The organism is Pseudomonas mandelii, assembly GCF_006438925.1.
In the GTDB taxonomy this organism is placed as follows: domain Bacteria; phylum Pseudomonadota; class Gammaproteobacteria; order Pseudomonadales; family Pseudomonadaceae; genus Aquipseudomonas; species Aquipseudomonas mandelii_C.
Window position 1 is genome coordinate 199063 of the sequence record NZ_RCZA01000001.1, and the last position, 20032, is coordinate 219094.

Annotated in this window: 18 protein-coding genes and 1 riboswitch; of the genes, 9 read left to right on the plus strand and 9 right to left on the minus strand. The window is 59.2% G+C overall.

Annotated features, from left to right (window positions below; genetic code table 11):
- Positions 1–115: 115 nt before the first annotated feature.
- Together ligB and EAH74_RS00900 are read left to right on the plus strand one after the other, a co-directional pair.
- Positions 116–1795, plus strand: a complete 1680-nt coding sequence (ligB, locus tag EAH74_RS00895; protein ID WP_140674924.1) for an NAD-dependent DNA ligase LigB — start codon at positions 116–118, stop codon at positions 1793–1795.
- A gap of 99 nt (positions 1796–1894) precedes the next feature.
- On the plus strand, positions 1895–2290 hold the full coding sequence (locus EAH74_RS00900; RefSeq protein ID WP_140674927.1) for a DUF1090 domain-containing protein: 396 nt from the start codon (positions 1895–1897) through the stop codon (positions 2288–2290).
- A gap of 15 nt (positions 2291–2305) precedes the next feature.
- On the opposite strand, the gene EAH74_RS00905 is transcribed toward EAH74_RS00900, so the two are convergent.
- A complete protein-coding gene (locus EAH74_RS00905; protein ID WP_140674930.1) occupies positions 2306–2755 on the minus strand; it encodes a c-type cytochrome in 450 nt (149 codons plus the stop codon).
- Between the two features lie 127 nt (positions 2756–2882).
- Here EAH74_RS00905 and mltA point away from each other — a divergent pair, with 127 nt between their 5' ends.
- On the plus strand, positions 2883–4055 hold the full coding sequence (mltA, locus tag EAH74_RS00910; RefSeq protein ID WP_140674933.1) for a murein transglycosylase A: 1173 nt from the start codon (positions 2883–2885) through the stop codon (positions 4053–4055).
- A gap of 105 nt (positions 4056–4160) precedes the next feature.
- On the opposite strand, the gene EAH74_RS00915 is transcribed toward mltA, so the two are convergent.
- Both EAH74_RS00915 and EAH74_RS00920 read right to left on the minus strand, forming a co-directional pair.
- Complete coding sequence (locus tag EAH74_RS00915) at positions 4161–4544, minus strand: MAPEG family protein (protein WP_123369154.1); 384 nt, start codon at positions 4542–4544, stop codon at positions 4161–4163.
- Positions 4545–4584: 40 nt separating this feature from the next.
- Positions 4585–5418 carry an EamA family transporter gene (locus tag EAH74_RS00920; protein WP_140674936.1) on the minus strand — a complete coding sequence of 278 codons (834 nt, stop codon included), beginning with the start codon at positions 5416–5418 and terminating at the stop codon, positions 4585–4587.
- Positions 5419–5727: 309 nt separating this feature from the next.
- Here EAH74_RS00920 and EAH74_RS00925 point away from each other — a divergent pair, with 309 nt between their 5' ends.
- Together EAH74_RS00925 and EAH74_RS00930 are read left to right on the plus strand one after the other, a co-directional pair.
- On the plus strand, positions 5728–6897 hold the full coding sequence (locus EAH74_RS00925) for an MFS transporter (protein ID WP_140674939.1): 1170 nt from the start codon (positions 5728–5730) through the stop codon (positions 6895–6897).
- A gap of 150 nt (positions 6898–7047) precedes the next feature.
- Positions 7048–8313, plus strand: coding sequence for a cation:proton antiporter (locus EAH74_RS00930; protein ID WP_140674942.1), 1266 nt, complete (start codon positions 7048–7050; stop codon positions 8311–8313).
- Here EAH74_RS00930 and EAH74_RS00935 read toward each other — a convergent pair whose 3' ends face one another.
- Both EAH74_RS00935 and EAH74_RS00940 read right to left on the minus strand, forming a co-directional pair.
- Positions 8314–9201 carry a formate/nitrite transporter family protein gene (locus EAH74_RS00935; RefSeq protein WP_140674945.1) on the minus strand — a complete coding sequence of 296 codons (888 nt, stop codon included), beginning with the start codon at positions 9199–9201 and terminating at the stop codon, positions 8314–8316.
- 171 nt (positions 9202–9372) lie between these two features.
- Positions 9373–9777 (minus strand): acyl-CoA thioesterase, encoded by a 405-nt coding sequence (locus EAH74_RS00940; protein WP_140674948.1) that lies wholly within the window; start codon positions 9775–9777, stop codon positions 9373–9375.
- 357 nt (positions 9778–10134) lie between these two features.
- A riboswitch (S-adenosyl-L-homocysteine riboswitch) is annotated at positions 10135–10237 on the plus strand.
- Positions 10238–10260: 23 nt separating this feature from the next.
- Here EAH74_RS00940 and ahcY point away from each other — a divergent pair.
- The 4 genes from ahcY (at position 10261) to EAH74_RS00960 (ending at position 15768) form a co-directional block, all read left to right on the plus strand.
- Positions 10261–11670, plus strand: coding sequence for an adenosylhomocysteinase (gene ahcY, locus EAH74_RS00945; protein ID WP_077747242.1), 1410 nt, complete (start codon positions 10261–10263; stop codon positions 11668–11670).
- Positions 11671–11798: 128 nt separating this feature from the next.
- Positions 11799–12644, plus strand: a complete 846-nt coding sequence (gene metF / locus EAH74_RS00950; RefSeq protein WP_140674951.1) for a methylenetetrahydrofolate reductase [NAD(P)H] — start codon at positions 11799–11801, stop codon at positions 12642–12644.
- 192 nt (positions 12645–12836) lie between these two features.
- On the plus strand, positions 12837–13652 hold the full coding sequence (locus EAH74_RS00955; protein ID WP_140674954.1) for a substrate-binding periplasmic protein: 816 nt from the start codon (positions 12837–12839) through the stop codon (positions 13650–13652).
- 223 nt (positions 13653–13875) lie between these two features.
- Positions 13876–15768, plus strand: a complete 1893-nt coding sequence (locus tag EAH74_RS00960; RefSeq protein WP_140674957.1) for a DEAD/DEAH box helicase — start codon at positions 13876–13878, stop codon at positions 15766–15768.
- A 133-nt stretch (positions 15769–15901) separates the two neighbouring features.
- Here the strand turns inward: EAH74_RS00960 and EAH74_RS00965 are convergent, their stop codons facing one another.
- The 4 genes from EAH74_RS00965 to EAH74_RS00980 form a co-directional block, all read right to left on the minus strand.
- Positions 15902–16495 (minus strand): YceI family protein, encoded by a 594-nt coding sequence (locus EAH74_RS00965; RefSeq protein WP_140674960.1) that lies wholly within the window; start codon positions 16493–16495, stop codon positions 15902–15904.
- Between the two features lie 317 nt (positions 16496–16812).
- Positions 16813–17400: a YceI family protein gene (locus EAH74_RS00970; RefSeq protein WP_140674963.1), complete on the minus strand. Its 588-nt coding sequence runs from the start codon at positions 17398–17400 to the stop codon at positions 16813–16815.
- Positions 17401–17432: 32 nt separating this feature from the next.
- The gene (locus EAH74_RS00975) at positions 17433–17984 is read right to left on the minus strand and encodes a cytochrome b (protein WP_140674966.1); all 552 of its coding nucleotides are present in this window, start codon (positions 17982–17984) and stop codon (positions 17433–17435) included.
- A gap of 263 nt (positions 17985–18247) precedes the next feature.
- Positions 18248–20011 carry a flavin monoamine oxidase family protein gene (locus EAH74_RS00980; RefSeq protein WP_140674968.1) on the minus strand — a complete coding sequence of 588 codons (1764 nt, stop codon included), beginning with the start codon at positions 20009–20011 and terminating at the stop codon, positions 18248–18250.
- Between the last annotated feature and the right edge of the window lie 21 nt (positions 20012–20032).

Here is a 20032-nt window from a genome sequence, read left to right on the forward strand (position 1 = left end):
GGCTCGCGAAGGCGCCATACCAGCCACCATCAGAAACACCCGGCAAAATACCCGCCCATCTCGCCCGCAAATACTGACTAGCCTTGAAGCATCTCCCCGAGCAAGGACGCTCACGATGCTCCCCGACCTGCGCGTGTTTTTCAGTTTTCTACTGATGATTTGCTGCCTGACCACCCACGCTACCGAGTGCCCCGACTGGCCACCCACACGCGCCCTGGACGAAATCACGTCACTGCAGAAACAAATCGACCTCTGGGACGACAGCTATCACCGGCGCGGCCGCTCATTGGTCGCCGATGAACTCTACGATCAGTCCCGTGCACGACTGACCGAATGGCGCACGTGTTTCGACCTGGACCAACCCGCGGAACCGCTACGTACCGCGGGCGGCACGATGCCTCACCCCATCGCCCACACGGGCCTGGAAAAACTCCACGATGGTCGCGCCGTCGAAGCCTGGCTAAAAGGACGGAGCGATGTCTGGATTCAGCCCAAGATCGATGGCGTGGCGGTGACGCTGATCTACCGCAAAGGCCTGCTGACTCAAGCTATCAGCCGCGGTGACGGAATAAATGGCCAGGACTGGACGGCTTCGGCCCGCCAGATCGCCGCCATCCCCCAACAATTGCCACAGCCGCTGGACCTGTTGCTGCAAGGTGAACTCTATTGGCGCCTGACCGACCATGTACAGGCCCGCGCCGGCAGCCTCAATGCACGCGCCACAGTGGCCGGTTTGATGGCCCGCAAAAAGTTAAGCACCGAGCAAGCCGCCGCGATCGGCCTGTTTGTCTGGGACTGGCCCCAAGGCCCGGCCAGTTTGCCCGCCCGCATCGCAGTCCTGGATGAGTTGGGTTTCCCGAGCGCCGCACCTTACAGTCACTCGATCAAGGTATTTGCCGACGCAGAACGCTGGCGCGATCACTGGTATCGCTCGCCCCTGCCCTTCACCAGTGATGGCATCGTCCTGCGCCAGGATCAGCGCCCATCCGCTGAGCGCTGGCAGGCTAAACCGCCTTACTGGAGCGTCGCCTGGAAATACCCTTTTGCCCAGGCCTTGGCCGAGGTGCGCAAGGTCCACTTCAAGATTGGACGGACCGGACGGATCACCCCTGTACTGGAATTGACACCGGTGAGGCTCGATGACCGGCAGATCAAGCGAGTCAGTGTGAGCTCACTGCAACGCTGGGAAGCACTTGATATCCGGCCCGGAGATCAGGTCGCCATCAGCCTGGCAGGCCTGACCATTCCCAGGCTTGACGGTGTCATGCTGCGCAGCACCCAACGCGCTGAATTGAACGTACCGCTGGCGGAAGACTTTCATCATTTGAGTTGCTGGCAGCCGATACCAGGGTGCGAAAGCCAATTCCTCGCCCGACTGACCTGGCTCAGCGGCAAGCAGGGCCTGGCGTTGCCACATGTCGGCCCTGGCACTTGGGAGAAACTTTTCGAAACAGGCCGTCTGAATGGCCTGCTGGATTGGTTGACCCTCGATGCTCAAGAGCTTGCTAACATTGACGGCTTCGGCGAACGCAGCAGCGCTCGTCTTTTGAACAGTTTCAACCGTGCCCGACAACGCCCTTTCGCTCGCTGGCTCAAAGCCCTGGGTTTACCGCCGACCGGCCAGGCGCGGCTTGCCGATTCGTGGCAGGAACTGGCACAACGAACTATCGAACAATGGCAGGCAGAAGCTGGCATCGGCCCGGGACGCGCAGCGCAATTGAGCGCATTTTTCCGCGACCCGCAGGTCCTGGCCTTGAGTGAAACATTACGTCTTGCGGAGATTGACGGCTTTTAGCGGCCGGCGATGCCCGCCAACCCGGGAACCCAATGGTGTCGCTGGGCTCAAACACCCCATCGCCACATCGACCCGATCGCTTTTTCACATGGAGCTTTTATGAAACTTCTTTCACCGCTCGCCCTGTTGACCCTTTGCAGCGTGCTGGCCGCTCCACTGATGGCCGCCGAAGAAGCTCCGGGCCTGACCGGCTGCGCCGCAAAGAAGCAGGGCTTTATCAACCAGATTGAACTGGCCAAGTCTCACGGTAACGCCGATCAGCAGGCAGGCCTTGAAACGGCCCTGAGCGAAGTCACTGCTCATTGCACCGACGCGTCCCTGAAGAAAGAACGGGAGAACAAGGTGCTCGACGCCAAGCACGACGTCAGCAAGCGTCAGGCTGACCTCGACAAGGCCATGAACAAAGGCGACGCCGAGAAGATCAACAAGCGCAAAGACAAACTCGCCGAGTCCCGCAAGGAGCTGCAGGACGCACTCGATGAGCTGGATAAGTAAGGATCAGTTCAGGACTCAATGATCCCGGAACTCTTTATGGCAAGCACTGCAGGCATCTTCGACCTTCTGCACCGCCGGCCCAAGGTTACTGGCCTTGTAAGGCTGAACCTTGCTGGCAATCACCAATTCACCGGTGGCGACTTCAAGGGTGCGGGCCATGTCCTGGAAGTGTTCCTGTTTCTGCCAGACATCGCTCTTGGCGCTGGTGTGATCTTCTTCGCGCACCTGCGGAAAATGTTTCCAGGGTTCACGGGACAACGCATCGAGCTTCACGGCACCGTCAGCGAATTTCGGGCCGTCGAACGGAATGCGACCACGCAACATGCCGCCCAGGTCTTCGCCGGTCTTGAGCATTTGCTTGAAGATCGCCTTGCGCTGGCCCAGCGGCGAGTTGGGATCGACACCACCGCAGGCGGACAACGCCAGGCAGGCCAGCAATACAACAGACAGTCTTTTAAGAGTCATGGTGGCTTCAGGTCACGGGAAACGGCGGCCAGTATCCTCGTGTCATCGGCAAAGACCAATAGCCCTATTAACAATACGGGTTGTTTGAGCGCATGAGCACTCAGGCAACCGACAAAGGAATTACTCCATGAACAGCCGTTTCAAGGCATGGCGTCACCACCTCGCCTGGACCCTTCCGATGGTGGCCGTGCTTGCGGGCTGCACCGGTGGCGACAACAACACACCAAAAACCCACGCCCTGGCGACCTACTCCAGCGCCACGTGGGAAGCACTTCCGACGGTGTCCGACGACGACCTGGTCGCCGGCTTCGGTTCGTGGCGCAGCGCCTGTACCCGACTCAAAGCCGACCCGGTGTGGGGCTCGACATGTGCGGCTGCCACCAACGTGCCGCAAACCGCCAGCGACATTCGTGGCTTCCTCAAGCAGAACCTCGACGTCTACGGATTGCGCGCCGCCAATGACAATCCCAACGGCTTGATCACCGGCTATTACGAGCCGGTCTACCCCGGCAGCCTGACCCAGACCGAAGTGGCAAACATCCCGGTGTACGGTGTGCCCGAGGACATGATCATCGTCTCGCTGGACAGCATTTATCCGGAACTCAAAGGCAAACGCCTGCGCGGACGACTCGAAGGTCGCGTGCTCAAGCCTTACGACGATGCGGCCAGCATTGAAACCAAAGGGGTCAAGGCACCGGTTGTTGCCTGGCTGACCGATCCGATGAACCTGCAATTCCTGCAAATCCAGGGTTCGGGTCGTATCCAGCTCGACGATGGCCGCCAGTTGCGCATCGCGTATGCCGACCAGAACGGTCACCCGTATCGACCGATCGGCCGCTGGCTGGTGGACCAGGGCGAGCTGAAAAAAGAAGAAGTGACCATGGGCGCCATCAGCAATTGGGCCAAGGCCAATCCGACGCGCATTCCGGAACTGCTGGGCAGCAACCCCAGCTACGTATTCTTCACCCGCAATCCGGACAGCAACGAAGGACCTCGCGGCTCGTTGAACGTACCGCTGACCGCCGGCTACAGCGCGGCGGTGGATCGCAAAGTGATTCCGCTGGGCAGTCTGTTGTGGTTATCGACCACTAAACCGGACGGTACCGCACTGGTACGCCCGGTTGCCGCTCAGGACACCGGCGGCGCAATTGCCGGCGAAGTCCGTGCAGACCTGTTCTGGGGCACGGGCGATGCGGCCGGGCAATTGGCCGGCGACATGAAACAGCAGGGACAGATCTGGATGCTATGGCCTAAAGGCGCAGCCCTGCCTCAAGTGCCTCAGGTGACCGACAAGCTTTAAAGTCAAAAGACCGTAGGCTCCTACATGATCAGGTTCGCCGCAAAATCGCGGATGAGCATCGATCCTGTAGGAGCTGGCGAAGCCTGCGATCTTTTGATCTGGCTCTTAAACAGAAACCACAAAGAAACTGACGATCAACCCCAGCCCCACCAGCCACATCAGCGACCGCAAAATCGCCCAGTCCGCCAAGTAGCAAATGATGTACAGCAGCCGACTGGTGATGAACAACACCGCCAGCACGTTGATCGTCACCAGTTCGGCATTGCCGGCCAGGTGCGCGACGATCACCGCCGCCGCGAACGCGGGAGTCACTTCAAAACTGTTCAGATGCGCCGCATACGCGCGTCGGCCCAAACCATTCAGTGACTCGAGAAAGTCACGGGGGTCATGGTTGTCTTTCGGCCTGAACCCGCCACTGACCCTGGCGATGCTCGTGCAGATATAGGGCAGGAAAATCGCGATCAAAATGCACCACAGAGCAACCGTCATAACGCAATCCCTTCTTCAAGTTTCAAGAGTCGAGCTCCAGTCAAAACTTCATCACCAGCATGCCGATCAGCACCAGCCCACAAGCTAAGAGCCGCGGCCTGCCGAAAGGTTCTTTCAGGTAACGCATGCCGAACAGCACCACCAGGATCACGCTGATCTCGCGCAATGCCGCCGCTTCGGCAATCGAGCCCAGCTGCATGGCCCACAGCACCAGAGCGTAGCTGAACAACACGCAAAACCCGACCGCCAAGCCCAGTCGCCACTGTTCACGCCAGAACAACATGAAGGCCGATCGTTTACGCACCAGCGCCAGTAACGGGAACGGCCAGGCGCTGAGCAACGTGACCCACACCAGGTAATCCAGCGGATGCGACCAGCGCCGCAACGCCTGGCCATCGATGAAGGTGTAGCAGCCGATGCACAGGCCGATCAACGCCACCACCGGTAGCATCGACCATGGCAATCGCGCACCGCCGCCGCCCTGCCAGAGCAGGCAAAGCATGCCGAACGGGATCAACAGAATCCCGAAGATCTGCTGGTTCGTCAGCACTTCTCCGGCAAAAATCAGCGTCAGTGCCAGCACCACCAGTGGCGACAAGCCACGCATCAGCGGATAGACCAGCCCGAGATCACCGACCCTATAGGCCTGGATCAGCAAATAGCGATAGAGCAATTCAAACGCCGCCGACGCCAGAATCCACGGCCAGAGGTCCAGGGGTGGCAACGCCACGAACGGCAGCATCAGCACGACAAACAGCATTGCAACGCTGTCCATGCAGGCCACCACCAGCAGCCGTTCCGCACTGAATTTGATCAGGGTATTCCACGCCGCGTGCAACAGCGCCGCTACTAACACCAGTGCTGTTGCAAGCACGGCACACTCCTTATTTTGTCCCGCCCTCTGTAGGAGCTGTCGAGTGAAACGAGGCTGCGATCTTTTGCTCCTGGAAAATCAAGATCAAAAGATCGCAGCCTCGTTTCACTCGACAGCTCCTACGGAGTTCAGCTGGATAATTGATTCGCCATATGTCAGCAGCTGTTTATACTGCAAGCGACCACGCCGCACTCAGTTGCGCACAGACTAATTCCAATAATTTCTGCCACCGCCCGCTCTCGTCGAGAACGGGCGTCGGCATGCGTATGCCTGATCAGAGCGTCAAGACTACCGACAGAGACCTTGCGCATGCCACTCGCCTTGCTTGCCCTCGCTGTTGCCGCGTTCGGCATCGGCACCACTGAATTCGTCATCATGGGCTTGCTGCCCGATGTCGCCCGCGACCTTGCCGTCAGCATCCCCCACGCGGGTCTGCTGATCACCGGCTACGCCCTGGGTGTGGTGTTCGGTGCGCCGATCCTCGCGGTCGGCACCGCCAACATGCCGCGCAAAGCCACGCTGCTGGGCATGACCCTGATGTTCATCCTCGGCAACATTCTCTGCGCCCTGGCGCCGAACTACGCCACGCTGATGGCCGCACGAGTGGTCACCGCGCTCTGCCATGGTGCGTTCTTCGGCATCGGTTCGGTGGTTGCCGCCGGTTTGGTGGCACCGAACAAACGCGCCCAGGCGATTGCCATGATGTTCACCGGCCTGACCCTGGCCAACGTGCTGGGCGTGCCATTGGGCACTGCGCTCGGGCAATACGCAGGCTGGCGCTCGACGTTCTGGGCGGTGTCGGTGATCGGTGTGATCGCGGCTATCGCGCAATGGGTCTGGTTGCCGAAGGACATCGCCATGGACAAGGCCAACCTCGCCAGCGAGTTCAAAGTACTGGGCAAGGTCAACGTTCTGTTGGCCCTGGGCATGAGCGTGCTGGCGTCGACCAGCCTGTTCAGCGTCTTCACTTACATTGCCCCCATCCTGCAAGACATCACCGGGGTCAGCCCGCATGGCGTGACCATCATGTTGCTGCTATTCGGGGTCGGACTGACCGCAGGCAGCATGCTCGGCGGTCGCCTGGCTGACAGTCGATTGCTGCCGTCGCTGGTGGGTATGGCGCTGGCCGTGCTGGTCGTGCTGGCCGCGTTCACACAGACCAGCCACTCGGTGATTCCAGCCGCAATCACCCTAGTGTTGTGGGGCATCTTCGCCTTTGCCCTGTGCCCAATTTTGCAACTGCTAATCATCGATCAGGCCCATGAAGCGCCGAATCTAGGCTCAACGTTGAACCAGAGCGCGTTCAACCTCGGCAACGCGGCGGGGGCGTGGATTGGTGGATTGGTCGTTGCCAGCGGCGCGGATCTGGCGGACTTGCCGTGGACCGGCGCGCTGGTCAGTGGCTTGACGGTGCTGACGGCGCTTTTCTACATCTATCTGCAACGTCGCGGTGCTGCTGCGGTCAATGTGTCCGGCTGATAGCTGCATCGCCCATGACATTGCCTTCGCGAGCAGGCTCGCTCCCACATAGGCAGCGTATCCCCCCTGTGGGAGCGAGCCTGCTCGCGAAGAAGCTGACTCGGTGTATCTGCCCAACCTCTATCAACCACCTCATCCCAAGGACCCCGGATGCTTGAACTTGTCGCTGCGTTTATCTGCCTCACCACGCTCCTCACCTACGTGAATTTCCGCTTCATCGGCCTGCCCCCGACCATCGGCGTCATGGTCACCGCGCTGATGTTTTCCCTGTTGTTGCAAGGCTTGAGTTTCATTGGCTACCCCGGTCTCGAAGAACGTGTGCAACAGCTGATCGGCCAGATCGACTTCGGCGATCTGCTGATGAACTGGATGCTGTCCTTCCTGCTGTTTGCCGGCGCCCTGCACGTCAACCTGAATGACCTGCGCAGCTATCGCTGGCCCATCGGTTTGCTGGCGACTTTCGGAGTATTGATCGCCACCGCGGTGATCGGCAGCCTCGCCTATTACATTTTTGCCCTGTTCGGCTGGCACGTAAGCTTCTTGTATTGCCTGCTGTTCGGCGCGCTGATTTCCCCCACCGACCCGATCGCGGTCCTCGGCGTACTGCGGACCGCCAACGCCTCCAAGCCCCTGAAAACCACCATCGTCGGCGAATCGCTGTTCAACGATGGCACCGCCGTGGTGGTGTTCACCGTGTTGCTGGGCATCGCGCAACTCGGCGAAACCCCGACGGTCGGCGCCACGGCCATGCTGTTCGCCCACGAGGCGATTGGCGGCGTACTGTTTGGTGGGCTGATCGGTTACCTGGTGTACCTGATGATCAAGAGCATCGAACAACACCAGATCGAGGTGATGCTGACCCTGGCGCTGGTCATCGGCGGCTCGGCCATGGCGTCGGAACTGCACGTCTCCGCTCCGATCGCGATGGTGGTCGCCGGCCTGATCATCGGCAACCTGGGCCGCAACCTGGCGATGAACGACATGACCCGAAAGTACCTGGACGGCTTCTGGGAATTGCTCGATGACATGCTCAACGCGCTGCTATTCGCTCTGATCGGCATGGAGTTGTTGCTGCTGCCGTTCAACTGGTTGCACGTGCTGGCGGCGAGTTTGCTGGCGCTGGCGATTCTGCTCTCGCGCCTGCTGACGGTGGCGCCGGCCATCGTGCTGCTGCGGCGCTGGCGCACAGTGCCGCGGGGGACGATCCGGATTCTGACCTGGGGTGGTTTGCGCGGGGGTGTTTCGGTGGCGCTGGCCCTGGCCTTGCCGCTGGGTCCGGAGCGCGACTTGCTGCTGAGCATCACCTACATCGTGGTGCTGTCGTCGATCCTGTTGCAGGGCTTGAGCATCGGCAAACTGGTCAAGCACGTGACCAAGGACGAGCCTGCGCCAGCGGCACAGGGCGAGCATCACTGATTACTTTTTGGTCTTCTGCGGGTCGGGCTCCGGGCCTTGATCCGCAGACTTCTTCGGCGGGCCACTCTCGCTGCGAATTTGCGCATGGCTGATCAGCGCGAAGATGAAGCTGCCGCCGATGATGTTCCCCGCCAGCGTCGGCCCGGCGAACACCAGCCAGAAATCCTTCCACGGCAACTCGCCAGCAAACACCAGGTACGAGACCTCGGCCGAACCGACCACGATGTGGGTGAAATCCCCCAGCGCCATGAGGTAGGTGATGAGGATAATGATCCACATCTTCGCGCTCTCCATGGACGGAATCATCCAGACCATGGTGGCGATCATCCAGCCCGACACAATGCCTTTGGCGAACATCTGGCTGGCGTCGTTCTCCATGATCTTGCGCCCGATATCAAGGAAGGCCAGGTCGGTCTTGCTGTCGAAAATCGGCAGATTCAGCATCACATACGCCACCAGCAACGTGCCGCAGAGGTTGCCCACCAGCACCACCGACCACAGGCGTAGCAATCGACCGAAATTGTTCAGTGTGGGTTTGGTCATGATCGGCAGCACCGCCGTCAGGGTGTTCTCGGTGAACAATTGCTGGCGGGCGAGGATCACCGCGAGAAAGCCTGCGCAGTAACCAAAACTGGCGATCACCTTAGAGCCTTCGCCGTCCGGCAGACGGGAATTGAGCAGTCCCATGGCCATCAGCGACAGGCCCATGGTCAGGCCGGCGGCCAACGCCGACCACCACAAGGCGGCGACACTGCGCTCGAGTTCCTGATCGCCCTGGGTGCGGATGATTTCGTGCAGCACCGCCGCCCGCGGCGGCTGGCTCTTGTCGACGTCGTGCTGCTCTTCAGGCGAGAGGTTCGGGGTTTTGCCGTCTTTCTTGGTGTCCATAAAGCTCCTGAACCTGTGGCGTGTCATGTAGGTACGACACGCTGGGTCAGGGTCCGTTCTGTAGGAGCTGCCGAAGGCTGCGATCTTTTGATCCTGATTTTCAGCGGACAGTGACGTCGCCAGGATCAAGGTCAAAAGATCGCAGCCTTCGGCAGCTCCTACGCGCTCGCATTACTCGCTGATGCCGTCGTCCTTGAACTGGTCTTTGACGTACATGATCTCGGTCCGGCCGTGCGGTGCAGGCAAGCCGTCTTCACCCAGATTGACGAAGACAATCTTCTCCACCGTCAGGATGCTTTTGCGGGTGATCTTGTTACGCACTTCGCACTTCAGGGTGATTGAGGTGCGCCCGAACTCGGTGGCGGTGATACCCAGTTCGATGATGTCGCCCTGGCGCGAGGCGCTGACGAAGTTGATCTCGGAAATGTACTTGGTGACCACACGCTGATTGCCCAGCTGGACGATGGCATAGATCGCCGCTTCTTCGTCGAGCCAGCGCAACAGGCTGCCGCCGAACAGTGTGCCGTTGGGGTTGAGGTCTTCGGGTTTTACCCATTTGCGGGTGTGGAAATTCATATTCACTCCTGAGCGTCTTGCCGAATGATGGTGGGCATCATGGCAGAGCCCGACCTAGAGCTCTATCAAGCATCGACTATGGTCTCGATTACCGTTCAGACATTGACCAACAGAAACGCTTTGGAAGTATCGCTCACACGGCTATAATCGCCACCGTTTCAAAACGGTCATCTTCACGTGGCCCGCATGGCCAGTTTTTCAGCTCAAATTCGGATGCCAGAAGTCCAGAGCCAAGGCGCTGTGACGAGTCATAGCCAGCTATGGCGAGGAACAGCAACGTAGGATCTGGGCTTTTGGCGCCGAAGTTGAGCTGAAAAAACTGGCCATGCGGGCCACCTGATACCGTTTTCCCGCCACCTGTCCGAGGGGCGCTGCAGCAGGCTAGACCTGTCAGGCTCGGATGGGGCGTTGCTTGACCGTTATCGGTCAGACACTAAACGCACAACGGCGCCCATTCGCATACATTACGAATGGAGGCTCATCATGAGCGCTGTTATCACGCCTGCAGATTTTAACGATTACAAAGTTGCCGACATGTCCCTGGCTGCCTGGGGTCGTCGCGAAACCATCATCGCCGAATCCGAAATGCCAGCCCTGATGGGTCTGCGCCGCAAGTACGCCGGTGAGCAGCCGCTCAAAGGCGCGAAGATCCTCGGCTGCATCCACATGACCATCCAGACTGCCGTGTTGATCGAAACCCTGGTTGCCCTGGGTGCCGAAGTGCGTTGGTCGTCCTGCAACATTTTCTCGACTCAGGACCAGGCCGCTGCCGCTATCGCTGCTGCCGGCATCGCGGTTTACGCCTGGAAAGGCGAAACCGAAGAAGAGTACGAGTGGTGCCTGGAGCAAACCATCCTTAAAGATGGCGCGCCTTGGGATGCCAACATGATCCTCGACGACGGCGGCGACCTGACCGAGTTGCTGCACAAGAAATACCCAGCGATCCTGGACCGCGTCCACGGCGTTACCGAAGAAACCACCACCGGCGTTCACCGCCTGCTGGACATGTTGGCCAAGGGTGAGCTGAAAATCCCGGCCATCAACGTCAACGACTCGGTGACCAAGAGCAAGAACGACAACAAGTACGGCTGCCGTCACAGCCTGAACGACGCGATCAAGCGCGGTACCGACCACCTGCTGTCCGGCAAGCAAGCGCTGGTCATCGGTTACGGTGACGTGGGCAAGGGTTCGGCCCAGTCCCTGCGTCAGGAAGGCATGATCGTCAAGGTTTCCGAAGTTGACCCGATCTGCGCCATGCAAGCCTGCATGGACGGTTACGAGCTGGTTTCGCCGTTCATCGACGGTATCAACAACGGCACTGAAGCAAGTATCGACAAAGCACTGCTGGGCAAGATCGACCTGATCGTGACCACCACCGGTAACGTCAACGTTTGCGACGCAAACATGCTCAAAGCCCTGAAGAAGCGCGCTGTTGTCTGCAACATCGGTCACTTCGACAACGAAATCGACACTGCTTTCATGCGCAAGAACTGGGCATGGGAAGAAGTGAAGCCACAGGTTCACAAGATCCACCGTACCGGTCCTGGCGCATTCGACGCGCAGAACGACGACTACCTGATCCTGCTGGCCGAAGGCCGTCTGGTTAACCTGGGTAACGCAACCGGTCACCCAAGCCGCATCATGGACGGTTCGTTCGCCAACCAGGTTCTGGCTCAGATCTTCCTGTTCGGCCAGAAGTACGCCGACCTGTCGCCAGCCCAGAAAGCCGAGCGCCTGACCGTTGAAGTACTGCCGAAGAAACTCGACGAAGAAGTGGCCCTGGAAATGGTCCGCGGTTTCGGCGGCGTTGTGACTCAACTGACCAAGACCCAGGCCGATTACATCGGCGTGACCGTTGAAGGTCCGTTCAAGCCGCACGCTTACCGCTACTGATCGACGCTGACTGACCGCTCCCTGTAGGAGCTGCCGCAGGCTGCGATCTTTTAAGATCAAAAGATCGCAGGCTTCGCCAGCTCCTACGGGGGCCAGCGTCCGGCTTACGTGTTTCCAAGGATATGACCATGTCCCAAGACCGTCGCTACAGCTTCGAGTTCTTCCCTACGAAGACCGATGCTGGGCATGAAAAACTGATCGCCACTGCCCGTCATCTGGCGACCTACAATCCTGACTTCTTCTCCTGCACCTATGGCGCTGGTGGTTCGACCCGTGATCGCACCCTCAACACCGTGTTGCAGCTCGAGAACGAAGTCAAAGTCCCTGCCGCACCGCATTTGTCCTGCGTTGGCGACAGCAAGGACGACTTGCGCGGCCTGCTGACCCAATACAAGGCGGCCGGCATCACCCGTATCGTTGCCCTGCGCGGTGACCTGCCTTCGGGCATGGGCATGGCCAGTGGTGAAATGCGCCACGCCAATGACCTGGTTGAATTCATTCGTGAAGAAACCGGCGATCATTTCCACATCGAAGTCGCCGCCTACCCGGAAATGCACCCACAAGCGCGCAATTTCGAAGACGATCTGACCAACTTCGTGCGCAAGGCCAACGCTGGCGCCAACAGTGCGATCACCCAGTACTTCTTCAACGCCGACAGCTACTTCTACTTCGTCGAGCGTGTACGGGCGATGGGCGTGAACATCCCGATCGTTCCGGGGATCATGCCGATCACCAACTACAGCAAACTGGCGCGATTCTCCGATGCCTGCGGTGCGGAAATTCCGCGCTGGATCCGCAAGCAGCTGGAAGCCTACGGCGACGACACCCAGAGCATTCAAGGCTTTGGTGAGCAAGTCATCACCGAGATGTGCGAACGCCTGCTGCAGGGTGGCGCTCCAGGGCTGCACTTCTACACGCTGAACCAGGCCGAACCGAGCCTGGCGGTGTGGAAAAACCTGAAGTTGCCGCGCTAAAAGCCGTTAAAGCAAGACCAAGAGATCGCAGGCTTCGCCAGCTCCTACATCGGGCGTGTTTAATCCCCATAGGAGCTGTCGCAGCCTGCGATCTTTTGCTTTTAACGCCCTTTTATTGTGCAGCACACACTGAGTTAGAGCTTCTGGATCCCATTTCTGGCTCTTTCCGGTTTCTCGTCGTAATCTCAAGTCATGCCTTTGATCGCGCAATTACTGACCATGGTTATTTTTACTTGCCTGAGCTTCGCCGCTTGGGGCGAGAAGCTGCGCATTGTCACTGAGCCGTGGGCGCCATACGTCTATGAGGAAAACGGCAAATCCCTGGGGCTGGACTACGAAACCACGGCCATCGTATTCAAACGCCTGGGGATCGAAGTGGAATGGCAGTTCCTGCCGTGGAAACGCTGCCTGTCGATGCTCGAAACGGGCCAGGCAGATGGCGCGCTGGACATCTTCCACAGCGATGAGCGCGACGCCACCCTGCTCTACCCCGGCGAACCGCTCTCGGAAGTGGAGTTCGTGATGTTCTACGCCAATGAGCGGCCCCACCCTTTTCACACCCTGGCCGACCTGAAAGGGCTGACCATCGGCACGTCCCCAGGCTATCTGTACAGCCAGGACTTCAGCGAATCGACCCTGTTCATTCGCGAACCGGCACCGACCCATGAAGCCAACTTCGGCAAACTGGTGCGCGGGCGGATCGACCTGCTGATCACTGATCGCAGGGTTGGTCAGCACTTACTCGACGAACTGGGCATCCGCGACAAGATTACCGAGAACCCGACCGTCATCAGCCACCAGAGCCAGTACCTGGCAGTACGCCGCAACGCCGGCATGGACTTGTTGGTGCAGCGCTTCGGCGCCGAACTCAAACGCTTCAAGCGCGAGCCTGCGTACGCTGAATTGAGCGCCCGTTATGGCGCCGAACCGGCGGCCGAGATCAGAGCCACCAGAGCCACCGCCGCCAACGGAAAAACCGTTGAGCAGCAGGAAAGCGGCGCGCAGTGATTGCTCTGTTATACTCCGGCCTTCCCGCCAGGCTCACGCCCGGACGCTCGGACTTGTTCAAGGCATCTCGATCCCGCTACAGCGCAGCTTTTCAGCCCGCGCGAGCACTCCAGACGAGCTTTCAAGGCCCAGCAGGACCGGACGGGATTGCGTTCCTCTTAAACGCCATTCGCGCCAGGCAAGACTCCCATTGGGCCAAGCCCTAACTAAAACAGGATTACTCATGTCCTTTGCTTCCCTCGGTCTCTCCGAGGCTTTAGTCCGCGCCATCGAGGCAGCGGGCTATACCGAGCCTACTCCGGTGCAACAGCGGGCCATTCCCGCCGTGTTGCAAGGTCGCGACCTGATGGTCGCGGCTCAGACAGGTACTGGCAAAACCGGCGGCTTCGCCCTTCCGATTCTGGAGCGGTTGTTCCCCAACGGTCACCCGGACAAATCCCAGCGTCACGGCCCGCGCCAACCGCGCGTACTGGTCCTGACCCCTACCCGCGAACTCGCGGCTCAAGTACACGAGAGCTTCAAGGTTTATGCCCGTGACCTGAAGTTCGTCAGCGCCTGTATCTTCGGCGGCGTCGGCATGAACCCACAGGTTCAGGCCATGTCCCGCGGTGTTGACGTGCTGGTGGCCTGCCCTGGCCGCCTGCTCGACCTCGCCGGCCAAGGCAGCGTCGATTTATCCCACGTTGAAATCCTCGTGCTGGACGAAGCCGACCGCATGCTCGACATGGGCTTTGTCCATGACGTGAAAAAGGTCTTGGCCCGTCTGCCGAGCAAACGTCAGAACCTGCTGTTCTCGGCGACCTTCTCCAAAGACATCACCGACCTCGCCGGCAAGCTGCTGCATAACCCGGAACGCATCGAAGTCACGCCGCCGAACACCACGGTCGAGCGTATTGAACAGCGCGTATTCCGCCTGGCCGCCAGCCACAAGCGCTCGTTGCTGGCGCACCTGATCACCGCTGGCGCCTGGGAACAGGTGCTGGTGTTCACCCGCACCAAGCACGGCGCCAACCGTCTGGCCGAGTACCTGGACAAACACGGCCTCAGCGCCGTTGCGATCCACGGTAACAAGAGCCAGAACGCTCGCACCAAAGCCCTGGCCGACTTCAAGGCCGGCGAAGTGCGCATCCTGGTCGCCACCGACATCGCCGCTCGCGGCCTGGACATCGATCAGTTGCCACACGTGGTCAACTTCGAATTGCCAAACGTCGACGAAGATTACGTTCACCGTATCGGTCGTACCGGCCGTGCCGGTCGTTCGGGCGAAGCGATCTCGCTGGTCGCTCCGGACGAAGAAAAGCTGCTGAAAAGCATCGAACGCATGACCAAGCAGAAAATTGCCGACGGCAACCTGATGGGCTTCGATTCCAGCGCTGTAGAAGCCGAGAAGCCTGAAGTCCGCGAGCGTCCGGATGTGCGTAACCCGCGCAACCCACGTGGCCCGCGCGGCGACGGCCCGAACGGCACCGGTGGTGGTGGCGGTCGTAAAGACAAAGGCAAGGACAAGGGCGGCAAGGAAAAACCTGCAGCCACTGGCCGTGGTGATCGCCCGGCGCGTGAACACAAGCCACGCGAAGGCACTCCGGCCCGCGAACAACAGCGTCCAGCACCACGCGCTGCTGCTGCAGACCGTGCTCCGGACGAGTTCCTGGACGACGATATTGATAACTTCGGTAACCGCGTCGACTACGTTCCTCAAGCCAAACCGGCTCAGGGCCGTGGTCGCCGTCCGGGTGCTCCGGCACAAGGCGCCGCAGCTGGCGCAGGTGCAGGTGCTCCGCGCACTGGCGGCGGCGGCAAACCTCAGGGCCGTCAAAGCGGCCCACGCAGCAGCGATGGTGCCACCACCGGCACGCCGCCGGCCAAGCGCAGCGGCCCACGCAATGGTGCTCCACGTGACGGCCAGGCCCGTCGCGAAGAGTCCCGCAACCGCCGCCCAGCCCGTACCGACGACCAGCCTCGTTCGGAACCGGCCGTGCAGAACCCGCGTGGCCCGGCACCGAAGATCATCCATAAAGAGTCGAAAACCGATCGGTTCCCGACTCCTGAGCAACTGGATCAACTGCCAGGCCGTCCGCGCGGCGAGAAACCAGCCTTGCTAACCCGCAACCGCTGATTTAACGCAGTCATAAAAAATGCCCTGGATCTCACGATCCGGGGCATTTTTTTGCGCGCTGCAAACTGCTTTTGCAGGCGCTGGCGAAGCCTGCGATCTTTTGATCTTAAAAGATCGCAGCCTGCGGCAGCTCCTACGCTCTGACACCTTCAAATGTGATGTACAGGTCGACAAGACTAGAGCCCGGGGCAAGTTTTCCGGTTTGACCGAAATCCTCACGCTTGATCGTCGTCGTACCCTCAAATCCAGCACGGTAGCCACCCCAAGGATCCGCGCCCTCCCCTAAAAAGACAGCCTTGATCACGACCGCCTTCGTCACACCACTAATCGTCAGATCACCCAATACATCGGCTGTCTGCTTGCCTTCGGTATTTTTCCCGGTGGGTTGGACACGGGTCGATACGAACCTGGCATTGGAATACTGGCTGATATTCAGGAACTCTTTATCGCCCAGATGTTTGTCACGCTCCGCATGATTACTGAACAAACTGGAAGTGCGGATATTGACTTCAACTTTGCTCTCTTCAACTTTATCAGCATCGAAGCTGAACTTGCCGTCCATGTCCCTGAAAGTACCGGTGATGTAGCTGTACCCCAAATGGCTGACCTTGAAGTTCACGAAAGCATGCTGGCCTTCCTTGTCGATGACATAGTCAGCGGCCATGACCTGGCCGCCGGCCAGCAGGGCCGCGCCCATGACGAGGGTAGAAATGGACTTTTTCAGCATATTCGAACCTTATATCAGCGAGATAAACCGAGAGTCAGTTAGCCCCTCAACGTTGAACAGGAATATGCGTCGGGTTCGTTATCTAGTGATTAATGAGGTCTGTAGGACGTGGTGTAGGAAACATAACAAAGCAGTGTACGAATTCACGAATGCGATTCGCAGAAGCGTCGATTCCCGGGCAATAAAAAGCCCCGCCGGTCGAAAGATTGGCGGGGCCTTTTGTGGGTGTAGCGAACTGCTTTTGTAGGAGCTGCCGCAGGCTGCGACCTTTTAAGATCAAAAGATCGCAGGCTTCGCCAGCGCCTACGGTCTCAGCATTACTTCGCTTTGACACCTTCAAACGTTACATACAACTCAACTGCGTCGGACTGTGGACCCAGGTCCATCATCTTGCCGAAATCAGAGCGCTTGATGCTGGTGGTGCCTTCGAAGCCGGCACGGTAGCCGCCCCATGGGTCCTTGCCTTCACCCAGGAAAGTAGCCTTGACCACGATTGGCTTGGTCACGCCAAGGATAGTCAGGTTACCGGCCACATCAGCAGTGTCTTTACCAGCGGCGTTTTTACCGGTGGATTTGACGCTGGTGGAAACAAACGAGGCTTTGCTCCCGTTCAGGAAGTCTTTGCTGGAGATGTGCTTGTCACGCTCAGCGTTGTTGGTGAACACGCTGGCGGTGTTCACGTTGAACTCGATCTTGCTGTCTTCTGGCTTGGCAGCGTCGAAGCTGAACTTGCCGTCGATATCCTTGAAGGTACCGGTGATGAAGCTGTAGCCCAGGTGGCTGATCTTGAAGTCAACGAAGGCGTGCTGGCCTGCCTTGTCGACGACGTAGTCAGCGGCCATTACGTTACCGGCCGACAGCAGAGCGGAACCGATTGCCAGAGCGGCGAGAGTCTTTTTCAACATGCTTTCTATTCCTTTGGAGTCGAGGTTGAGCTTCAAGCTTTGCGGCCCAGCATTCGCGTCAGGGTCGCATCACGATCGATAAAGTGGTGCTTCAGTGCTGCCAACGCATGGAGACCGGAAAAAATGACCAGCACCCACGCCAGATACAGATGAATCACACCAGCGGTGTCTGCCTGATCCGGTAGTCCGGAAACCAGTGCAGGAACTTCAAACAGGCCAAACACCGGAATCCCGACACCTTCTGCGGTGGAAATCAGGTAACCGGCAATCATCACAGCGAACAGACTGAAATACAGGAACAAATGGCCGAACGTGGCGCCAATGCGCGTCATGCGGCTATAGCTTTCAAGTGCGGGTGGTGGCGGGCTGATGAAACGCCACAGCACCCGTAGAACCATGACGGCTAACAACACCAGGCCAATGCTCTTGTGCAAGTCGGGCGCGTCTTTGCGCCAGACGCTGTAGTAGTCGAGACCGACCATCCACAAGCCCAGCGCAAACAGACCGAAGACCACCAGCGCCACGCCCCAGTGCATGAAAATGCTGACCCAACCGTAGCGCGAAGAAGAATTACGTAGCTGCATTGCCCAAATCCTGTGAGAACTGCGACCAAGACTATCGAGTTATCTATCGATTTAAAGCGGAAAATTTCGCTTTGAAATATCGAGAAATACGATCAAGAGTCTGAAATGGGTGAGTTAAGGAAAGATTAAAGACCCATGCGTAAGAAAAAATGAAGTCCAACTAAAGAACACCTGCGCCATAAGGTTTATTCGATTCTTGATATTGGTTTTCTTCGGGCATAAAAAAACGCGGCATTTCTGCCGCGTTTCTTTAATCCCGAAGCTTACTGCGCTTTGGTATCTGTCACCGGAGTCGCAGCGGGCTTGACCGCTACTTTCTTCGCCGGTTCAGCCTTCTTCACCGGGGCCTTTTTAGCCTCGGTTTTGGCCGCAGGTTTTTTCGCCGCGGCTTTGACCGGGGCTTTTTTGGCGGGTTCGGCTTTCACCGGGGTCGCTGGTTTCGGCGCTTCTACCGGTGCTGGTGCTGGCGCTGGGGCCAGCGCAGGTGTTGGAGCCGGTGCCGGAGCAACCGGAGCCACTGGCTCTGGCGCCTTGACCGGTACCGGTTTGTCGTCAGCACCACCGAACAGGTTGGTGAAGAAGTTACCTTGCTTCGCCGCCACAGCACCGGCCGCCGCTACGGTCGCTGCCGGAACAACTTTCACAGGTTCAAACGACTTGCCGGCCGCCAGGTCTTCTACCTGACTGGCTGCCCGCTGACCGGTGCGCAATGCACCTTCCAGCGTGCCCGGGTACAAGGTGTCAGTGTGTTCGCCGGCAAAGGCTACACGCTGAATCGGACGCTCCCACAGACGCCAGTACTTGCTGATCTGGCCAGGACCGAATGCCAGGTAAGCGCCGCCCATCGATGGGTCGGTGCTGTAGCGGCGGATTTCGTAACCGGTGAACGAACCGCGCGCCTGTGGATAAAAGGCGTGCAGACGGATCAGCACCTGATCGACCATCTGCTTGTCGCCGAAAGCCTGCATCACGCGCGCGTTGTCGCCGGACAGGTTGATCACCACGTTGGCGCCACCCTTCAGCGCCGGCTCAACCCACAACATGCCCAGACCGGCGTTGCTGTAGATCTCGCCGGTCATCCGCGCCTTGCTTTCCCACACGGGCGTCTTGAACTTCAGCATGATCTGGTCGCGCCAGCCGTAGTTAGTGCCCTTGATCGCGCCCATGTGCTGGGCATCCAGCGACGGCGTCATCTGAATCTTGTTCAGTGCGCGCAGTGGCACGGCCACAACGACGTAATCAGCTTGGTAGCCAACGCTGCCGACTTTGACGGTCACGCCGTCCTTGTCCTGAGTGATCGCCGAGACCGGAGAGCTGGTCTTGATGGTTTTCAGTTGTTTGACGAAGGCCTGTGCCAGCACCGGGCTGCCGCCGGGCAGGCGCGAAGCACGCAGGTCACGGTCGGCAACGCCAAGGTAGACGCGGCTTTGCTGTGCGAAGTACAGCAGCGACAGGCGCGACGGTTCGTCATAACGGGTACGAATCTGCTGATTCACCAACTGACGTGCCGTGGCTGGCAGATTCAGACGGTCGAGCCAGTTGGCCACGTTGATCTGGTCCAGCGCGAACAGTGTGCTGTTGGCGGCCGGGTTCTGCGGGTCTGCGATCGAACGCGCCAGATCATCCAGGGTCTTTTCGTAACGTTTCAGCGCTTCGGCGGTGGCCGGCTGTTTGGTCGCCAGATCGGCGGCGGTAAAATATTCACCGTCGATCAGGTAGCCAGGAGTCCGCACGAATTCAGGGGCTGGCGTGGTGGTCAGCTTGAATGTCGAAACGTATTTGTTCAGCACCGGCTGGGTCTTGTCGTTGCCGATCCACTCACTGGTGGCCATACCGGAGCGACCGCCCATGCTCGGTTTGGCTTCCAGCAGGGTGACCTGCCAGCCCTTGTTTTGCAGTTCGTAAGCAGCGGTGAGGCCGGCCAGCCCTCCGCCGATCACGATCGCGGTTTTATCCTTGGCCAGCGCAGACACGCTGAACAGCCCCAACATCACCAGCGCACAGGCGCGCAGCCAACCAGCAGACATTCAGCGAACTCCGGAAATACA